Here is a 16,665-nt window from a genome sequence, read left to right as displayed (position 1 = left end):
CTCCTGCCGAAGAGAGCGATGATCAGGCATCGGCTTCAGCTGGCTCCAACAGGCTTTTCCTCCATACCGTCGGCGGCTTTCCGTAGTGTTTTCGAAAGACTTTGGAAAATTGCAGCGAATCCGTATACCCGACTGACCGGGCCAATTCCTCGATTTTCAAGTCATTTCTTCGCAGCAGCTCGCAAGCCATTTTCATTTTCTTAAAGCTCTCAATGATCTTTAGAAGGTACTCGCTTTACTCGTATTCGAACACCAACGGGAAGTCCGGTAGTACCGGATCAGGACATCGATTGCTTCGTCCGTCCGAAGGTAGGTAAGCGCCTCTGCTGCATAGGCCCGGACGTAACGATCTTTGCTATGGAGAGCGCGTTCCAACGAACGGACGACCTGCCCGGCATCGCCGTCTCTGCCGGTACGCAGCAAGGATAGTGCCGCCGTATAGCCGATCTTGTTCATAATATAGCTTTGATTGCTTATATCCTTGTCGTCCGGATTCGCAGCATTGTTTTCGCTAAGGAGAGAATCTTCCAATACTTTCGTCAAGGCGGGAACGACATGCCCTGAAGCATTGCCGATCATGCCCAATGCTTCGATCGCATTTCGGCGAACCCATTCGCTCCCATCCCGCAACCTGGCGATTAACGAGGGGACCGCCTCTCCGGCGGAAGCTCCGATCATGCCAAGCACGAACGCCGCTAGCGCCCTACGCTTGGCATCCTGATGTTCCAGAACTTGGAGCAATGCCGGCACGGCCCCCGCACCGGCTCCCTGCAACCCGTAAGCAGCCCGTTCGGCGACCAAAGTCGTTCCGCCAGCGATATGACCAATCAGTTCTTCGATCCCTGCGGGTCCCATGCGGCCAAGCGCGTGGGCGGCATTCAAGGCGGTCGTTTCCGCCGGATCGTTCAGAAGAAGTCCTAACTCGGAAGCGCAAGATGACGCAGCTTCTCCAAGCAGTCCCAGTTCGTCTGCGGCCCGCCCGCGAACGGCTGCATCCTCGGCTGCAAGCTCTCGCCGAGCATGCGACAAGCGGGTCGCGTCCGGCTGTTTGAATTCTTGTCTTGCTTTACGTTCTCCCCGGAGCCAATCCCATACGTCCTGCCAAAGGTTCAGATGGAGCGCGGGCGTACCTTCCGGGACAATCATCTCCTTGCTTTGATGGTTCCAGCTCGGATATTCCGGCTCATGAAGTCGGACAAACTGGAACTTCAGCATGTAGCGATCCAGGTCGGTCACATTAAGCGTTGCTTTATGCCACAAGTCGAAATGGACCAAAACCATCGTTCCCGCCTTGCCCGTCGGCAACAGCGTCTCGCCCCGATCGCCGATAAATTTCTCATAGTATTGCGTGCCCGGCATGATGGCTGTCGGACCCAGCTCTTCCGTAATGTCGTGGGTGTAATAGAAAATCATCGCCCACCATGGCCGGTGGCTGCGCATGGAGGACCAGTAACCGTCCTTGTGCCATTGTCCGCCGCCCGGCTGCTGGTTTTTCGGCTGGTTGTAATGACAGTGCCGGTGAGGATGCATATAGTAGTCGGGCCCCAGCACGCTGGTCAAGGCGCCTCGGACGACCGGCGTATCGAAAAATTGCTGAATGTCCGGAACACGCGGCAAAATGTTGTTGCCGGGGTTTCCCTCTTCGTGGAAAACATGATAAATTTCGTTCATGACGCCCTGATGAAGCTGAAGCGGCAACTCGTTCTGAAGCACGAGATAACCTTTGGCAATGAATTGCAACATTTGTTCATCCGTCAACAAATACTTGCTATCCAACATAGTTGACCTCCCCCTTAAATGCAGCTCATATTCAACAACATTGTAGCAAGCGGCGATTGTTGTGTATTTACAGAAGCGTCAGTAATTTATACAATCGTCCTATCAATTGTTCGAATATTTAGCTAGTGGAGGAGCGGTTGAGAGGATGGATTTCACCGGTTTTCACCCGTATGTGTATTACGCAACCCGGTATCCTTTTTCCAGAGGGCAGGCGAGCCGCAATCGGTTTTGCTATGCTTCCTCGCTCTATTTGATTAGCGAAGGCAAAGGTAATCTGCATACATCCGGGCGTTCTTATGAAGTGCTTCCCGGCTCCCTCGTTTACATGCAGGCGGGACAACCGCACGATTGGATGGCCGACAACCAAGAGCCGATGGTCCATGTCTGCTGTTATTTCGATTGGGCTTACATGGATCGACGGATCGTCTCTACCCACCCCAGCGTAATCTGCTACGACCAAGCTCAACTGCAACCGTCCTTAATCGGACCGGCATTTCCTCATTTTATCCCCGAACACATGAGAGTGGAAAAGCTGCGGACATGGATCGATATGTTCGAGAAATTTTATACGGATAACGAGTATACCAACGAGCGGACGTTCATGCGCAGCCTAAAGATCCAGAGTCGTTTTCAGCAGTTTATCGAGTATTTCCTCGCTTTTGCCCTTAAAGAGGAGCACATTCCCGATCCCCGCATGTACAAATTGCTTGAACGTTTGGAACAGGATTTGGTGCGGGGAAATCTGCAGCCTCTGGCAGTCTACTATAATGAACTGCACGTCAGCCGAGGCTACTTCTTCGAGCTGTTCAAGCAGGCAACTGGATTGCCACCCGTGCAGTATATCAACCAATATCGGATTAATCGCGCGAAGGACGATCTGAGCTTTACGAATCTGAGCGTCACAGAAATCGCAGAAAAGCACGGTTTCTCGTCTGTGCATTATTTTTCTAAGCTTTTTCGCCAGCTAAGCGGCAGATCGCCGCGAGAGTTTCGTACAGCTCCATATGAAGTGTAAGAAGTGCATATCTCACCTAGAGACCTAATCATGAACCACAACATTTCCAATGGATTGAAAGTTAGTCGGAAAATCGTACAAAGCAACTCAAATCAGGCGCAGACGACGGAGGTTTGTAGGGAAAATCGTACAAAGTAACTCGAATCAGGCGCAAACGGCGGAGGTTTGTAGGGGAAATCGTACAAATCGAACAAAATGAAGGGTTGTATGTCACTTGAGCGTCTTTGATGATTGTGCGTATATCTGCTGGTAATTAACTGAAAGCGTTATGGGTCGTGATTAGCCTAGAGACTGCCTCATGCGGCCCTGAAACGGGTACGTTGCATTTGTAATTAGGAAATATTCAATTTATACTAGGGCGTGTATGCAAACCCGCTCAGAGGTTTCTTTCACCGCCTTTTCGCCGCCTGCTGCGTCACTTTTGCTTGACGTACCTCCGGTACGCCTTCACAAAAGTTCCTTGCATGGAACGAAAATTCGGCCAAATCTACTATCCTCGGAGTATGCATATACGCCCTAGGAACCGATGAAATTGATTACGCTTTGCATACGAAGACGAATCGAAAGCAATCGATCTTATTCTAAAATCCGGCAGGGGGACTGAAATCATGGCAGTCAGAATGGGAAGCGGTACACATATCTATGAAGTCGCAGTTGGTTGGGCCAAGCTGCCGGACAACATTCGTTTAGGTTACACGCACGGCATCGTTACGGATTCCAAGGACAACGTCTACGTGTTTCATACGAATGCTCCTTCGATCGTGAAGTTCGACAAGAACGGTAACTACCTCTCATCTTGGGGGGAGCAGTTCGAAGGGGGCGCCCACGGTTTTCTGCTGCATGCGGAAGGCGGGACGGAATACTTATATGTGACAGACGTTAATCAAAGCTTGGTGGCGAAAATGACGCTCGACGGAGAAACGCTGTTAACGATACGCACACCGGATATGCCGGAAGTATACGACGAGGAACGCAAGTTTGTCCCGACGGATGTTGCCGTTGCGCCAAATGGCGATATCTATGTGGCGGACGGTTATGGCCAAAGCTGGATTCACCAATACAACGCATCAGGTGAGCGCATTCGTTCTTGGGGCGGCAAAGGAACGGAAGTCGGTAAGCTGGACTGCCCTCACGGCATATCAATCGATTTGCGTCACGAAGAACCGGAAATATACGTCGCAGACCGATCTAATCATCGGATTCAAGTGTTTACGCTGGAAGGGGAGCATAAGCGCTTTATCGACGAGAACATGGATATGCCCTGCAGCTTCTATTACTGGAATGATGAAGTCTATTTCCCGGATCTTCATAGCCGGATCACGATTCTCGATAGCCATGACAATTTGATCACGCATTTGGGAGAAGACTTGCAGGCAAAGAGCCAGCAAGGCTGGCCTAATGTTCGTCTAGACTACTTCCGCGACAACAGGTTCAGCTCGCCGCACGGCGTATGCGTGGATTCAGAAGGCAACGTACTTGTTGCCGAGTGGACCGAGTTTGGTCGTGTCACGAAATTGATTCGAATTCACTAGGCGCATTACGGCGTCTCTCTATTAAAGAAACAGGCCGCGAATCTCGATGCATGCGAGAGTCGCGGCCTGTTGGCTTTTAATAGAGCGGATACTGAACCTTGCCGTCCTCGCGGATGTATCGACACTAGAGAAATTCATAGATCGGACCGCGTCGAATATCGGGCGATTGCAAATCTTAAGAAAAAAATAAAAAAATGTCGAAATCTGATGCAACCTTTTCCTTTTTCGATTGTGTATATAGTGAACAACAACGAAAAGGGAAGGGTTGATGACGATGAGACAAAGCAAAATTAAGAAAGCAGCACAAGGTTTACTGGCGACGATTCTGGTTGCCGGCATCGCATTCGGGCCGTCTGGAGAAGCCGTCCGGGCCGCCGAGGCTCAATCCCCGGCAGCATCCGGAGTGATTGCGTTGACGTCTGCGCCTCCTATTGAACCATTTAGTGTATTTGATTCTACTCATTTGTATTTGGACAATGGAGTTAGTGTGATAACCCCAACTACTGGAAAAGTAACCGTATCTGCTACGACTACTGCATTAACAACGGTCGACTCGATCGGCATTATTTTTTACGTTGAAAAGTGGAACGGAAGCTCATGGGGAACAGTGGGATCCGGATCCACAATGGGAGGAAATTCGCAAGCCTACTACCACAATACGCTAAGCAAGACCGTTGACGCTGGCTACTACTATCGAGCTCGGACAATTCACTGGGTCATTCATAACGGCAAGTACGAACAAGGTGAAGTGATTACCAGTTCTGTCCTAGGAATATAATGGGTTTTATCGAAGATTGGATTAAGGCAACGAATCCTCAACCTAACGCAGAAGGAGTTCCCGAAGATACATTGATCGCGATTTCCTTCCATCAAGAGATCAATCGTAATACGCTCAATATGAGAAATGTTCTGATTCTGGATGGAAACAACGGCGGCCGTTTGATATCCAGCCGATTTTTATATCGCTATGAATCGGACAAGCGGACGTTGTTCATCTATCTGAAAGAAGAGTCGGAACGGCTAGGGGCGGGGAATGTGATTGAGGTCATATTGACAGGGAGAATCTCTAATATTAACCATAAAAAAATGGAGATTCCGTATCATCTGAGGTTCACTACAAAATGAACAACGGCGCCAGTGTCTGCGATAGACGGCGCCGTTCTTTTTTTTGCTACTTGCTGCGCATCCCTTCGTAAATTAGGGCAAGTTCTTCACCTGTGAATGTACCGCTTATAGCGAAGTGGATACCATTGGTAATTGTCTCCAACGTACTTGTTCCACCTTCTCCCGTTATGAGAATGGCTGGTTCATCATCTAGCTGCAAGCTTTGAACGGCTACGTTGTCCTGAATATTTTTGGCTCCTAAGCCCGCACCGGAACCGACCCTCTGCATAATGACGGATAAGCTGGAGTCTAGATTTGAGCGAAATCTGAAAATGGCATAATCGGACTTTTCCTTATCTTCGGAGAAGTACAGGGATGCATGATCAAATGAAAATCCCGCCGGAAGATAACCGAATGCCGGAGCGCGAAAAGACAACAGGCTGCTTGCTTGAGCTTCCGTAACGGTTGCTACGATAGTCGAATCGTTGAGTCTTTCGAAAGACAGTCCTTCCAAATGCGCCGGAGGGGGCAAAGTTTTCGCTTTGGAGGGCTCCGTCTCGTCGGACCGGCCGAAAATCAAGTTCATCAGTCCCGACGGATATTCTTTGATCGACGCGTAAATCGGTTCGATCGCTTTGACTGCGCGGTCATTGCCGAATAGGAGCGCTCCAAGCGACAGAGAACCCGCGACGATTGCCAGCTTGGACAGGATGGAGCGCATGCTCCTTCTGCGGCGTCTGGCGTTTAAGCGGCGCTGCACCTGCTGCCAGGAAGCTTGGTGATCGACGGTCAGATTGTCTTCGCCGGACTCGTGAGCGGCTTCAAACGCGGCGTCGAACAGCCGATCCATTTGCGCATTATTCATCGCGGTTCCCCCATTCCTTGAACAGTTTGCGTTTGAGGTAGCTTCGAGCCCGGTGCAGCTTAGTTTTGACTGCGATCTCCGTATCTTGAACCTCTAGTGCAATTTCCTTGTAAGAAAGACCCTTCTTCCATTTCAGTTCGATCAGCGTGCGCTGCTCGGGTTTCATTCCCATCAAATGCCGGGAAATTTGTTCTTCCAGCGATTTCGCTTCGACTTCCTGCTCGACCGATGCGGCCGCCGCGTGCATGTACGGTCCTCCGTCCCACGTGAGTTCGAGACTGATATCGTTTTTCCATTTTTTTTGCTTGCGTATGTAATTTATCGTCAAGTTTTTGGCAACAACCTTAATCCATGCCTTGATGTGCTCCTCGCTTTCAGCGGGCGGTGATTTGGCCAGCGTCTTCATGAACGCCTCTTGAATAATGTCCTCGGCAGAGGGATGGTCGTTGATCATATACATGATTGGCTTATATAGGAAATGGTAAAACTCACGATAGATTTCTTCTTGTAGCGCCGCGTTCAGCGTATGAAAACCCGGTCCGAGCAGAAGGAGCAAATTTCGTTGCATACGAGCTTCACCCTATTCCAACGTCATGATGTTAAACATCGGTCAACCCTTTTCCCTAAGTGTAGTCGAAATAAAGGGGCTAGAGAAGCTAATTTTGTAAGCAAAACGGTTGGAACGGGGCTTTGGGCCGGATATTTGTCTAATACTTGTCCCGATTTAATCCAAAAATTTACCTCCGATCCAAAAAAATCTTCTGATTGATAGGAGGATAGAGGGGGAGAGAGGAACTGTGAGGCTGCTGTCCTATAAGCGGAGTTGCATAATGGTCGTTAATTAAAGAGGTGTATATACCTCAGGACCTGATCATGATCTATAACACTTCCAGATAATTGCTAGATGGTACCGGTATAATCGTTGATGACGCTTTAGTGACATACAGTCCCTGATATTGATTTATACGTTTTTCCCTACAAAAGTTCGTCGTTTGAGCCTGAGTAGAGCAGCTTTGTATGGTTTTTCGGACAAAAGTCCGCGTTTCTCGCCTGATTCGAGCTGAGTTGTACGATTTTCCGAACAAAACAAACTTCCCTACGTAAACTTTTTTTGGGCAAATAGTTAGACTCGTAGTAAAGGTTAAATTTCCAGAAGACTGGAAGCGTTGTGGGACATGATTAGCCTGGAGACTGCCTCATACGCTCCTGAAACCTTGTCACGGGTTCACCCATTCAACTTTCAGGAGCGTATCGCATGGAGGGAAGTATATACACTTTCGCCTTGTTTATCGATTATCTTTCTGAGCGACTTAGTCGGCTTAGGGGCCAGCCCCGAAACGGGGATACAGCAAGGCTGCATATTCCGAACTACGGCGGAAGAATGCGGCGTGCTCGAACTGCAGGCCGATTCAGTCGTCTTACAGCGAATAAATGCGGCATGACGCGGCTGCAAGCCGACTGTATCGGCTTCGAACGGAAACGCATTTACTTCTGCGCGCAACTGCTCAGAGCGGAACCGGGATCGCGCCTGTCGAAGAATAATAGAGCTCCAAGCCGACGATGCTCCCCGGTTCGGCGGGAGAATCGAGCAGCGTCTGCGGTATGACCCGGCCGTTGTACCGAAGCCGGACTTCAACCGGACCGGAGATCGGGATGCCCGCGACATTGCGAATAAATCCGTTAGGCCCGAATTCGACAAGTCCGGTCGAGGCGAGCGCTTGACGAATCGTGATCCCCGGGTAGAACGGCGCATAGTTCGTGTAGTCGACCCTAGGGAAGGCGGTTCCCCCCGTAATCCGAACCGTCACGAACGCAGGAGGCACGGGTTGAGGCTGAGGACCCGGAATCGGAATCGGGATTGGAATGGGAATCGGGATCGGTCCAGGCCCCGGAAACGGTGGAAAAGGTCCGGGAAACGGTGGAAAGGGTCCCGGAAACGGCGGCGGAGGGGGCGGGAAAGGTCCGGGCCCGGGAAAGGGTGGCGGTGGCGGCGGGAATGGTCCGTGACCCGGTCCGCCTCCAGGGCCGTGACCCGGTCCGCCTCCAGGGCCGTGACCCGGTCCGCCTCCAGGGCCGTGACCCGGTCCGCCCCCGGGGCCGTGACCCGGTCCGCCTCCAGGGCCGTGACCCGGTCCGCCCCCGGGGCCGTGACCCGGTCCGCCCCCAGGACCGTGGCCCGGCCCGCCCCCAGGGCCGTGACCCGGCCCGCCAAGCAAGTTTCGTTCCTGCTCTTGCGGGAATACCCACCATGGAATCGGCCGGGTCGTACGAGGCTCCGTATCCTCATTCTGATGCAGATGCACAATTTCCTCTTTGTTGGTCTCTTTTTTATTCGTTTTGTTCACTGTGCTCTTGGAAAAGTTCGGCGCTGACAGCTTGGCCTTCGGATCAGCGGGCGCTTTGCGCAGCAGCGGCTTGACGTCCGTCGATCGTAATTTCGCCATTGTCGTTCCTCCTCGCTCTGGGCGTATGACGTTAATGCAGGATATGCGCCTACCTGATCGCGGGTGCAGATGCCATGTTTCGTTCTACTGCAAACCGTTCGTTAATTCGGGGGCAAGCCCCAAAAAAATGTAAAACGAATCCAGAAAAATTGTTGACAGAAGAGAAATGGCAGATTATATTCTAGATGAAAGCGCTTTTCTAAAATGTAACCCGTTTCACTAGAGATGATTAAGGATGCTTCTTTAGACAGCATCCTTGTTATTTCGACATAATGTAACCGGATTCATGAAACGGGTTTCATAAACGAAGGGTTTTAATAAAGGCAAGTACTTACGGGTTTCCTGCGTTCGGGAAAAAGGAGGAAAACGAATGTTGCCAAGCGTTGCTTCCGTTCAATTGTCTCAAGAGGCTCTCCGGATTCGCGGACAGGCGAAAATCGTCCTCTGCGCTTCCGTCTTTTACTTCCGAATCCCCCGAGAGCGGTGGGCGGAACGGTTGTCCGCGCTTCGGGCGCACGGGTACGAATGCGTCGACGTTTACTTTCCCTGGAACTATCACGAGGAGTCGGAAGGGGTATGGCGCTTCGACGGAAACCGTGATGCGGGCGCCTTTCTGGACGCCGTACGCGAAGCCGGTCTGCTTGCTGTCGCAAGACCGGGACCGTACATTTGCTCGGAATGGGACGGCGGCGGTCTTCCTGCTTATCTGCTGGCCGAAGAAGGCATTTGCTTAAGGGATAACGATCCCGTCTATCTTCGGCACGTCTCTCGCTGGTACGATCTTATCTTGCCCGTTATACGCGGACACCAGCTGTCCGAAGGGGGCCCGATCATCTGCGTGCAGTTGGAGAACGAGCTGGACTTCTACGGCTGCCAAGACCCTGCCGGCTACATAATGGAGCTGCGGGATATGGCTCTTGGGCACGGCATCGACGTGCCGCTCATCGCATGCGCCGGTCAAGGCGGATTGTTCGAGGCGACGGGCGATGCGCAAGGCGTCGTCCCGACATGCAACTTTTATCCGAACGACCGGGACCCAGAGTTTGAAGAGAAGGCGCTCGGATACCGGGAGCGGCTCGCAGAGCGGAACTATCCGCTGCTTGTGACCGAGACGAACCGTTCCCATTTCCTGCTGCGCAGGTTGCTGGGCTGCGGCGCCAAGATGCTCGGCCCGTACCTGCAGGTGTCGGGAACGGATTTCGGCTTCTCGAACGCGACAAATAATTGGGGAAATCCGCTTGCATTCCTGACCTCCGACTACGACTTTGGAGGAATGATCTCGCCCGAAGGCCGCATTCGTCCGGAGGCTTACGAAGGCCGGTTGCTCGGAAGGCTGATCGATGCGTACGGCGAATCGCTCGCAGAGGCGGTTCCGCTGAACGGAGCCTCGCCGTTCAGCTTGGGGGCAGGAGCGCCGAAAGCCGTGCTGAATCCCCGGGCGCTCCGGCTGAGCCGCGGAGGGCAGCTCGTATTTGTTCATCATGCAGGCGAGAGTACCGGAGATGAGGAAGAGGCGCGATATTCGCAAGTTCCGTTGCTTCTTCCCGACGGAAGGGAAACGGCGATCCGTCTGGCAGCTGGGCAGTCGGTCGCGCTGCCGGCGAACGTGCCGATCTCCGCATGGGGGACGCTGCTGCATGCGACAGCAGAGCTGTTTCTGCGACAGGAAGACGAGATGGGGCTTCTGATCGCATTCCATGCGGACGGATCGGGCGAACTGGCTTTCCGCGATTGCGTTGAACCCCTTGTCTGGGAGACGGAGGAAGTCGAGCTTGTGGAGGAGGAAGGCCGGATACGTTTTGCGTTCGGGGAGCGGAGACCGGCATGGATTCGCGCCAAGGCTCCGGACGGAGCTAGCTTGACGCTGGCGATCGTCGACAGGGCCACCGCTCTGGAGGTCGAGCGGATCAAGGCGAACGGAGAGATCGACACAAGGAAGCGCGAGCAATATGCCGACCAGCCTGTCGACACGCCCCTTCGGTGGACGGCGGTCCGGGTCGATCCTTCGGCGCCTCCCGGAGGAGCGGAATTCCGTTCCGTCCCGCATCTAAACTTCCTTGAAAAGCATGGCATCTACCGGGGCTATGCCTGGTATGAAGCCGAGCTCGGAAAAGCAGCCTCGGGCGAAAGCAAGGGCTGGTTGCTTCGCAGGGCGAGCGACGTTCTGTCGCTCTACGTCGACGGCGCGTATCGTGGAACTTACGTTCCCTGCGGCTCCGACCGCTACGTGGAATGGCCGGAAGCGGCGACTCGCAAGCTGACCGTCAGGGCGGAGATATGGGGGCATTCCAACTTCCACGACGTTCGCCAGCCCGGGCTCGATATCTCATCTTCGAAAGGGTTAAAGGACATCGTGTCCGTCGTCAGGGTTCATCGGCTGGGAGGCAACTGGCGCACGCGATACGTCAGAGGGGCGCAACGGGAACGGCTCGCCGAATGGGCAAGCGCGGAGCTGGACGACCGCTCATGGCCGATCTCCGGATTCGGGGGCTGGCTGTCAGCGGAGAGACCGGCGCTCGAATGCTTCAGACGTTCGTATCCGGCAGCGTCGGACGCGGATTCTTGGACGATTCACTTCCAGGGACTGCAGGGCCTTATTCGCCTTTTCGTGAACGGAGCCGACGCGGGAAAGGCCGATCCGTACGACCCCTATTTGGATATTACGCCGTATGTCGTTCCGGGCGAGGAAGCGCTGCTGGCGGTTTTCCTGGAGCGCACGACGGAAACCGGGGCGGGAGACGTGCTCGTCTATGAAGGCAACGCCGCCGGGAAGTGGCGGTTGGCCGCGGCAGGCGAGCCGGAGCTAGCGGCAGAAGCGCGCCTCCGATCCGCCGAAGCTTCGGGAGAAGCTGTCCGCTGGCCCTGCAAGTTAGAGCCTGGAGAGGTACGCTGGCTATTCGCGCCGATTCCCGCCGCTCCGAGCATCGAAGGCTGGCGCGTTATCGTTCACGGAACCGGCCTAAAGCTGAGCGTCCTGGTTGGCGAACGCCTCGTCTCGCGTCTGTGGCTCGAAGGCGGAGAGGAACGTCCGATCATGCGAGGGGGAGATGCGAGCTCGTTCTGGATTCCCGGTCCTTGGTTAGGCGACGGCGGTTCGGGGGAAAGGCTGTCGCTTCTGCTCGAGGCGGTCGATGCTCATGCGGCCGGCTTGCTTGAACGGCTCGATTTTATACCGGCCTGACCATTCCGGAGGAGGTGCCGCCGATGCTGTTACAACGGCTATGGACTCATCGCACGCTGCTGCTCATGTGTTGTCCCGCCATCGTATTCTTCCTCGTTTTTGCCTACTTGCCGATGCCGGGCCTGTACTTGGCTTTCATTAAGTACAACTACACCGACGGGATTTTCCGCAGTCCCTTTGTCGGATGGGAAAACTTCCGTTTTCTCGTCATTAACGGAGACTTGGCGCGTCTGACAATCAACACGATTTTATACAATCTGGCATTCATCCTGCTGGGCAACGCTTTGCAAGTATTCGTAGCGGTACTGCTCAACGAGCTGCGGAGAAAATGGTTCAAGAAAATCGCCCAGACGTTTCTCTTTCTGCCCTACTTCATCTCCGCCGTGCTCATCGGGCTGATCGCGTACAATTTTCTCAGCTATGACTACGGGGTGTTGAACAGCATTCTCGTTTCCCTAGGGCTTGATCCCGTCAAAACGTATTCCAATCCGCACATCTGGCCTTTCATCATCGTCATCGTATACCTATGGCAGACGACGGGCTACGGCTCGATCATTTACTTCGCGGCGATCATGGGCCTCGACCACGAGATCGTGGAGGCCTCGGAGATCGACGGAGCGAACGCGCTGCAGCGCATCGTTTACATCGTCCTTCCCTGGCTCAAGCCGACCTTCATCATCCTGCTTCTCTTCTCTCTCGGCGGCATCCTGAAGGGCAACTTCGGTCTTTTCTACAACCTCGTCGGAGCCAACAACACGATGCTGTACCCAACCACCGACATTATCGAAACCTACGTTTTCCGCTCGTTGATGAACAATTTCAACTTCTCCACGGGAAGCGCCGTCAGCCTGTACCAGTCCGTCTTCGGTTTCGTAATCGTCGTAACCTGCAACTGGGTCGTCCGTAAAACATCCCCGGACCATTCTTTGTTCTAGGAGGGCGAAAGTGATGGAACAAATCTCCCGAAGCATTCGCTCGGGCGCCTCGGAGCGCCTCGTCCGTCTCGTCGGCTATGTCTTTATCGGCGCATTCGCCCTCGCGTGCGTGCTGCCGTTCGTGCTCGTCCTAGGTACGTCGCTGACTACGGAACGTTCGATCCAGTCGAGCGGCTTCAATTTCTGGCCGAAGGACTTCACGCTGTTCGCGTATCGGATCGTCTTCGAAAACCCGAACCTCGTCATCGGCGCCTACATCGTAACGATTCTGCTCACCGCCGCCGGAACCGTAATCGGACTTTTCCTCGTTGCTATGACCGGGTATGCGCTGCAGCGGCCGGACTTTCCATACCGGAACCGAATTTCCTTCCTGATTTACTTCACGACTTTGTTTTCCGGAGGCCTCGTCCCGTTTTATCTGTTGATGACGCAGTATCTCGGTCTGAAGAACAATTACCTCTCAGTGCTGCTGCCCGGCCTGCTGACTCCGTTTCTTATCATCATGATGAAGGCGTTCGTACAGTCGATTCCGCATGCGATCACCGAATCCGCGAAGATTGACGGGGCGGGGGATTTCATGATTTTCCGCAAGCTGATTCTGCCGATGACGACTCCGGCTCTGGCCACGATTGGGCTGTTTATCGCGCTCGGCTACTGGAATGAATGGTACAACGCGATGCTGTTCCTGACCTCGGACGTGGAATACCGGCCTCTCCAGCTGTTTCTGTACAACGTGATCACGAGAGCGGATTTTATCCGCAACTCCTCGGCCGCTTCCAACGTTCCGCTACGCGACATGCCGCTCGAATCGATGAAGATGGCTACGGCGATCGTAGCTACGGGTCCCGTCATTCTGTTTTACCCGTTTGTGCAGAGGTATTTCATTAAAGGACTCACCGTCGGCGCGGTCAAAGGTTGAAAACCGCCCCGACGGCGGCAAGGCCGAAGCAAGGTGTGCCGGAGACGCCGTCAGGCGAAGCTCCTTCACATATTGGTGAAACCGGTTGCAGAAATGGCGTGGAAAATTCGAAGTTCTAGGGGAGGAAGAAGGATGTTCAGAAGCAAAAAGGTTCTGTTCGCGGTATTGTCGCTCGTTCTTGTCGTCGCTTTGGCCGCATGCAGCGGCGGGAAGGGAAACAACGGAAGCAAGGGAAGCGCCGAGTCGTCCGGCAGCCAATCGCCGTCCGCTGCAGCATCGACGGGGGACGGAGGCGTAGATACGTCGAAGTTCGTGAAAATCAGCTACCTGGTGCTAGGGGACAAACCGACCAACGGCCAATTCGAAAAAGTGTTCGAGAAGGTCAACCAGCTTATGCGGGAGAAAATAAATGCCGAACTGGAATGGAAATGGATCGAATGGGCGGACTGGCAGACGAAATACAACCTGACGCTCGCATCGGGGGAACCGATCGACCTGATCACGATAGCGACCGACTGGCTTGATACGTGGAACAACGCCCAGCGCGGCGCGTTTATGAATATCGACGATCTGCTGCCGACATACGCTCCCCGGACGTGGGAATCGATCCCTTCGGAGGATTGGGAGGAGAGCAAGTTCAACGGCAAGATCGTGCTAATACCCGAAAACGACTTTACCCAGTGGGTAAACCACGGCATCTATTATCGCGGCGATTGGGCAAAGGAGGCCGGGATCAACGAGCCGATCAAAGATTTCGAGATGCTTGGCAAGTACCTTCAGTACGTGAAGGACAGCAAAGAAGGCGTTGTGCCTTGGGATACGCAGTCGGGCGGCATCGGGCCCTACATCGGCTTCACGCAATCGTACATGGATATGCTGGAGCTGCCGATCGGCACCGGCTATATGCCGGTATTTCACGCCAAATCTTACGACGAGAAATATACCGCCACTAGTCCGATCTTCGACGACGTGTTCCTGAATATGGCGACGATGATGAAGGACTGGGCCGACAAAGGTTATTGGCGCGAAGACGTCCTGAACTACAAGGGGGATACGAGATCGCTGCTGAGAGCCGGATTGACCGGCACGGACCAGCATCATACCCAGACCTACGCTTCGCTGCGGGTAAACATGGATAAGGATCAGCCGGGCTCGGAGCTGCTCATGTTCCCGTTCTCCCGTACGCGCGGCAATCTTCCGGAGCTGTCCATTACCCATGGAGGCACTTCCGTTGGCGCGCACAGCAAAAATCCGGAAAGGGCGCTTATGGCGTATGACTTGATGCGCAACGATAAGGAAATCTATCAGCTGATCAACTTCGGACTGGAAGGAGTCCAATACGAGCTCAAGGACGGCAAAAGAGTGCTGCCGGCCGGCTACGACGAGGCCCGCGACGCCTATTACTCCGATTTCTGGGGCGGACGCGTCGATCGTTTCGAAATTCCTTCGGACACGGTGTGGGACGGCATCTCCACGCTATACCAGGAATACGACAGCTACAAGGAGCCTTACCCCTACGGCCGATTTATTTTCGACAAATCCAAGATCGACGCCGAGCTGACGGCCATCTCCCAGGTGACGGGAGAGTTGGGGCCGGCGATCCTCTGGGGCAAAGCCGGAGATCCGGCCAAGGCGGTGGAAGAATTCCGCGCCAAGCTGAAAGCCGCAGGGTACGACAAAGCGATTGAAGAAATTCAACGTCAGCTGGACGAATTCAAGAAGCAAATCGAATAAATCGAACGGCCGTTTCGTTCCCGGATTTTACTTTCCATTACTAGGAAGAAAATGCTATGATGAACGAAAAAGTCGGCTGTGCTAAGGATGGATGGTTTTGAAGCAGGTAACGATCTACGATATCGCCCATGAAGCAAGAGTCTCGGTCGCAACGGTGTCGCGAGTGCTTAACAACACCGCGCCAGTCAAGAGTGCGACTCGGGACAAAATTATGGAGCTGATTCACAAATACCAGTTCCAACCGAATGCCCTTGCCAGAAGCCTGTCGAAAAAAGAAACGGGAACGATCGGCGTCATCGTGCCGGACATTACGAATCCGTTTTTTCCGGAGGTGTTCTCGGGAATCGAGCAGGAAGCCAGGGACAAAGGATATACGTTCCTGCTGTGCGATACGACCGGCAGCTACGAGCGGGAGTCTCAGTATTTGAACATTTTGCGGGAGAAGCAGGTAGACGGCATTTTGTTTATGGGGGGGCGGATCAATCTGTCCCGCTGCAGTCCCGAGATGGCCGAGGAGGTGCGGGAGGCTGCGAGTCGCACGCCGCTCGTTCTCATTAACGGCAACCTGCCCGGAAACCCGCTGCATCGCGTGTATATCGACGAGACCAAAGGCGCCGAGATGGCGACCCGTTATCTGATCGGACTTGGACATCGGGAGATCGCGTTTATCGGCGGACACGACAATATGTCGACGACGGCGCAGAAGGTTCGAGCGTTCAAGAGGGTCATGCAGGAGAACGGCCTGGATATTCCCCGGGAGTGGGTGCTGAACGAGGATTTCTCGATCGAATCGGGGAAGCACCTTATGAAGCGTCTGCTGGAAGGGCTGCGCAGACCGACTGCGGTGTTTTGCGTGAACGATTTTACGGCGGTCGGGGCGGTGAAATCGGCGGCCAGGGCGGGCTATCGTATTCCGGAGGATCTATCGATCATCGGATTCGACGACATCCCGCTCGCCACCGCGATCAATCCGGAGCTGACGACGGTTTCTCAGAAGATGGAGACGCTCGGCCGGATGTCGGTCCAGGTGCTCCATAAGCTGATCGGCAAGGAGAAGGTCAAGAAGCAGACGGTTATCGAACCTGAGCTGATCATCCGTGAGAGTACGTCGCATCGTTGATTTTGAGGGGCGATGAGCCGAGTGTCGTCAACAGGTT

The 16,665-nt window shown here is 53.9% G+C and carries 14 protein-coding genes; 9 read left to right on the top strand and 5 right to left on the bottom strand.

Annotated elements, in window-relative coordinates; translation table 11 throughout:
• Positions 1 to 22: 22 nt before the first annotated feature.
• Together DFP98_RS26390 and DFP98_RS26385 are read right to left on the bottom strand one after the other, a co-directional pair.
• On the bottom strand, positions 23 to 196 hold the full coding sequence (locus DFP98_RS26390; protein WP_116063625.1) for a helix-turn-helix domain-containing protein: 174 nt from the start codon (positions 194 to 196) through the stop codon (positions 23 to 25).
• 23 nt (positions 197 to 219) lie between these two features.
• Positions 220 to 1,779 carry a HEAT repeat domain-containing protein gene (locus DFP98_RS26385; RefSeq protein WP_116063624.1) on the bottom strand — a complete coding sequence of 520 codons (1,560 nt, stop codon included), beginning with the start codon at positions 1,777 to 1,779 and terminating at the stop codon, positions 220 to 222.
• A gap of 145 nt (positions 1,780 to 1,924) precedes the next feature.
• Here DFP98_RS26385 and DFP98_RS26380 point away from each other — a divergent pair, with 145 nt between their 5' ends.
• The 4 genes from DFP98_RS26380 to DFP98_RS40320 all read left to right on the top strand — a co-directional run bounded on the left by DFP98_RS26380 (position 1,925) and on the right by DFP98_RS40320 (position 5,451).
• Positions 1,925 to 2,794 carry a helix-turn-helix transcriptional regulator gene (locus tag DFP98_RS26380; RefSeq protein WP_116063623.1) on the top strand — a complete coding sequence of 290 codons (870 nt, stop codon included), beginning with the start codon at positions 1,925 to 1,927 and terminating at the stop codon, positions 2,792 to 2,794.
• A gap of 608 nt (positions 2,795 to 3,402) precedes the next feature.
• Entirely contained in the window at positions 3,403 to 4,326 is a 924-nt protein-coding gene (locus tag DFP98_RS26375; RefSeq protein WP_116063622.1) for an NHL repeat-containing protein, read from the top strand.
• 274 nt (positions 4,327 to 4,600) lie between these two features.
• Positions 4,601 to 5,104: a hypothetical protein gene (locus DFP98_RS26370; RefSeq protein ID WP_147310278.1), complete on the top strand. Its 504-nt coding sequence runs from the start codon at positions 4,601 to 4,603 to the stop codon at positions 5,102 to 5,104.
• A complete protein-coding gene (locus tag DFP98_RS40320) occupies positions 5,104 to 5,451 on the top strand; it encodes an Ig-like domain-containing domain (protein ID WP_116063620.1) in 348 nt (115 codons plus the stop codon). The genes DFP98_RS26370 and DFP98_RS40320 overlap by 1 nt, the downstream gene beginning before the upstream one ends.
• Positions 5,452 to 5,497: 46 nt before the next feature.
• Here DFP98_RS40320 and DFP98_RS26360 read toward each other — a convergent pair whose 3' ends face one another.
• The 3 genes from DFP98_RS26360 to DFP98_RS39240 all read right to left on the bottom strand — a co-directional run bounded on the left by DFP98_RS26360 (position 5,498) and on the right by DFP98_RS39240 (position 8,739).
• Positions 5,498 to 6,295 carry a DUF4367 domain-containing protein gene (locus tag DFP98_RS26360; RefSeq protein WP_116063619.1) on the bottom strand — a complete coding sequence of 266 codons (798 nt, stop codon included), beginning with the start codon at positions 6,293 to 6,295 and terminating at the stop codon, positions 5,498 to 5,500.
• On the bottom strand, positions 6,288 to 6,863 hold the full coding sequence (locus tag DFP98_RS26355) for an RNA polymerase sigma factor (protein WP_116063618.1): 576 nt from the start codon (positions 6,861 to 6,863) through the stop codon (positions 6,288 to 6,290). The genes DFP98_RS26360 and DFP98_RS26355 overlap by 8 nt, the downstream gene beginning before the upstream one ends.
• Before the next feature lie 937 nt (positions 6,864 to 7,800).
• Positions 7,801 to 8,739 carry a hypothetical protein gene (locus tag DFP98_RS39240; RefSeq protein WP_181917958.1) on the bottom strand — a complete coding sequence of 313 codons (939 nt, stop codon included), beginning with the start codon at positions 8,737 to 8,739 and terminating at the stop codon, positions 7,801 to 7,803.
• Positions 8,740 to 9,109: 370 nt separating this feature from the next.
• Here DFP98_RS39240 and DFP98_RS26345 point away from each other — a divergent pair, with 370 nt between their 5' ends.
• From DFP98_RS26345 to DFP98_RS26325, 5 genes are all read left to right on the top strand, one after another.
• A complete protein-coding gene (locus DFP98_RS26345; RefSeq protein WP_116063617.1) occupies positions 9,110 to 11,920 on the top strand; it encodes a beta-galactosidase in 2,811 nt (936 codons plus the stop codon).
• A 23-nt stretch (positions 11,921 to 11,943) separates the two neighbouring features.
• Complete coding sequence (locus DFP98_RS26340; protein ID WP_116063616.1) at positions 11,944 to 12,855, top strand: ABC transporter permease; 912 nt, start codon at positions 11,944 to 11,946, stop codon at positions 12,853 to 12,855.
• A gap of 13 nt (positions 12,856 to 12,868) precedes the next feature.
• Positions 12,869 to 13,774, top strand: a complete 906-nt coding sequence (locus tag DFP98_RS26335) for a carbohydrate ABC transporter permease (protein ID WP_116063615.1) — start codon at positions 12,869 to 12,871, stop codon at positions 13,772 to 13,774.
• Positions 13,775 to 13,906: 132 nt separating this feature from the next.
• On the top strand, positions 13,907 to 15,508 hold the full coding sequence (locus tag DFP98_RS26330) for an ABC transporter substrate-binding protein (RefSeq protein ID WP_116063614.1): 1,602 nt from the start codon (positions 13,907 to 13,909) through the stop codon (positions 15,506 to 15,508).
• Between the two features lie 97 nt (positions 15,509 to 15,605).
• Complete coding sequence (locus DFP98_RS26325; protein WP_116063613.1) at positions 15,606 to 16,628, top strand: LacI family DNA-binding transcriptional regulator; 1,023 nt, start codon at positions 15,606 to 15,608, stop codon at positions 16,626 to 16,628.
• Positions 16,629 to 16,665: the final 37 nt, after the last annotated feature.

This window comes from Cohnella phaseoli, assembly GCF_003386235.1.
GTDB classification, from domain to species: Bacteria; Bacillota; Bacilli; order Paenibacillales; family Paenibacillaceae; genus Cohnella; species Cohnella phaseoli.
This window is presented reverse-complemented; position numbering and strand designations above follow the sequence as displayed.

What these genes read in the sequence shown, in the direction of transcription:
- DFP98_RS26360 (WP_116063619.1), bottom strand. Translation starts at nt 6,295, where the DNA reads ATGAATAATGCGCAAATGGATCGGCTGTTCGACGCCGCGTTTGAAGCC.
- DFP98_RS26390 (WP_116063625.1), bottom strand. Translation starts at nt 196, where the DNA reads ATGAAAATGGCTTGCGAGCTGCTGCGAAGAAATGACTTGAAAATCGAG.
- DFP98_RS26355 (WP_116063618.1), bottom strand. Translation starts at nt 6,863, where the DNA reads ATGCAACGAAATTTGCTCCTTCTGCTCGGACCGGGTTTTCATACGCTG.
- DFP98_RS26340 (WP_116063616.1), top strand. Translation starts at nt 11,944, where the DNA reads ATGCTGTTACAACGGCTATGGACTCATCGCACGCTGCTGCTCATGTGT.
- DFP98_RS26335 (WP_116063615.1), top strand. Translation starts at nt 12,869, where the DNA reads ATGGAACAAATCTCCCGAAGCATTCGCTCGGGCGCCTCGGAGCGCCTC.
- DFP98_RS26370 (WP_147310278.1), top strand. Translation starts at nt 4,601, where the DNA reads ATGAGACAAAGCAAAATTAAGAAAGCAGCACAAGGTTTACTGGCGACG.
- DFP98_RS26385 (WP_116063624.1), bottom strand. Translation starts at nt 1,779, where the DNA reads ATGTTGGATAGCAAGTATTTGTTGACGGATGAACAAATGTTGCAATTC.
- DFP98_RS39240 (WP_181917958.1), bottom strand. Translation starts at nt 8,739, where the DNA reads ATGGCGAAATTACGATCGACGGACGTCAAGCCGCTGCTGCGCAAAGCG.
- DFP98_RS26375 (WP_116063622.1), top strand. Translation starts at nt 3,403, where the DNA reads ATGGCAGTCAGAATGGGAAGCGGTACACATATCTATGAAGTCGCAGTT.
- DFP98_RS26380 (WP_116063623.1), top strand. Translation starts at nt 1,925, where the DNA reads ATGGATTTCACCGGTTTTCACCCGTATGTGTATTACGCAACCCGGTAT.
- DFP98_RS40320 (WP_116063620.1), top strand. Translation starts at nt 5,104, where the DNA reads ATGGGTTTTATCGAAGATTGGATTAAGGCAACGAATCCTCAACCTAAC.
- DFP98_RS26330 (WP_116063614.1), top strand. Translation starts at nt 13,907, where the DNA reads ATGTTCAGAAGCAAAAAGGTTCTGTTCGCGGTATTGTCGCTCGTTCTT.
- DFP98_RS26345 (WP_116063617.1), top strand. Translation starts at nt 9,110, where the DNA reads ATGTTGCCAAGCGTTGCTTCCGTTCAATTGTCTCAAGAGGCTCTCCGG.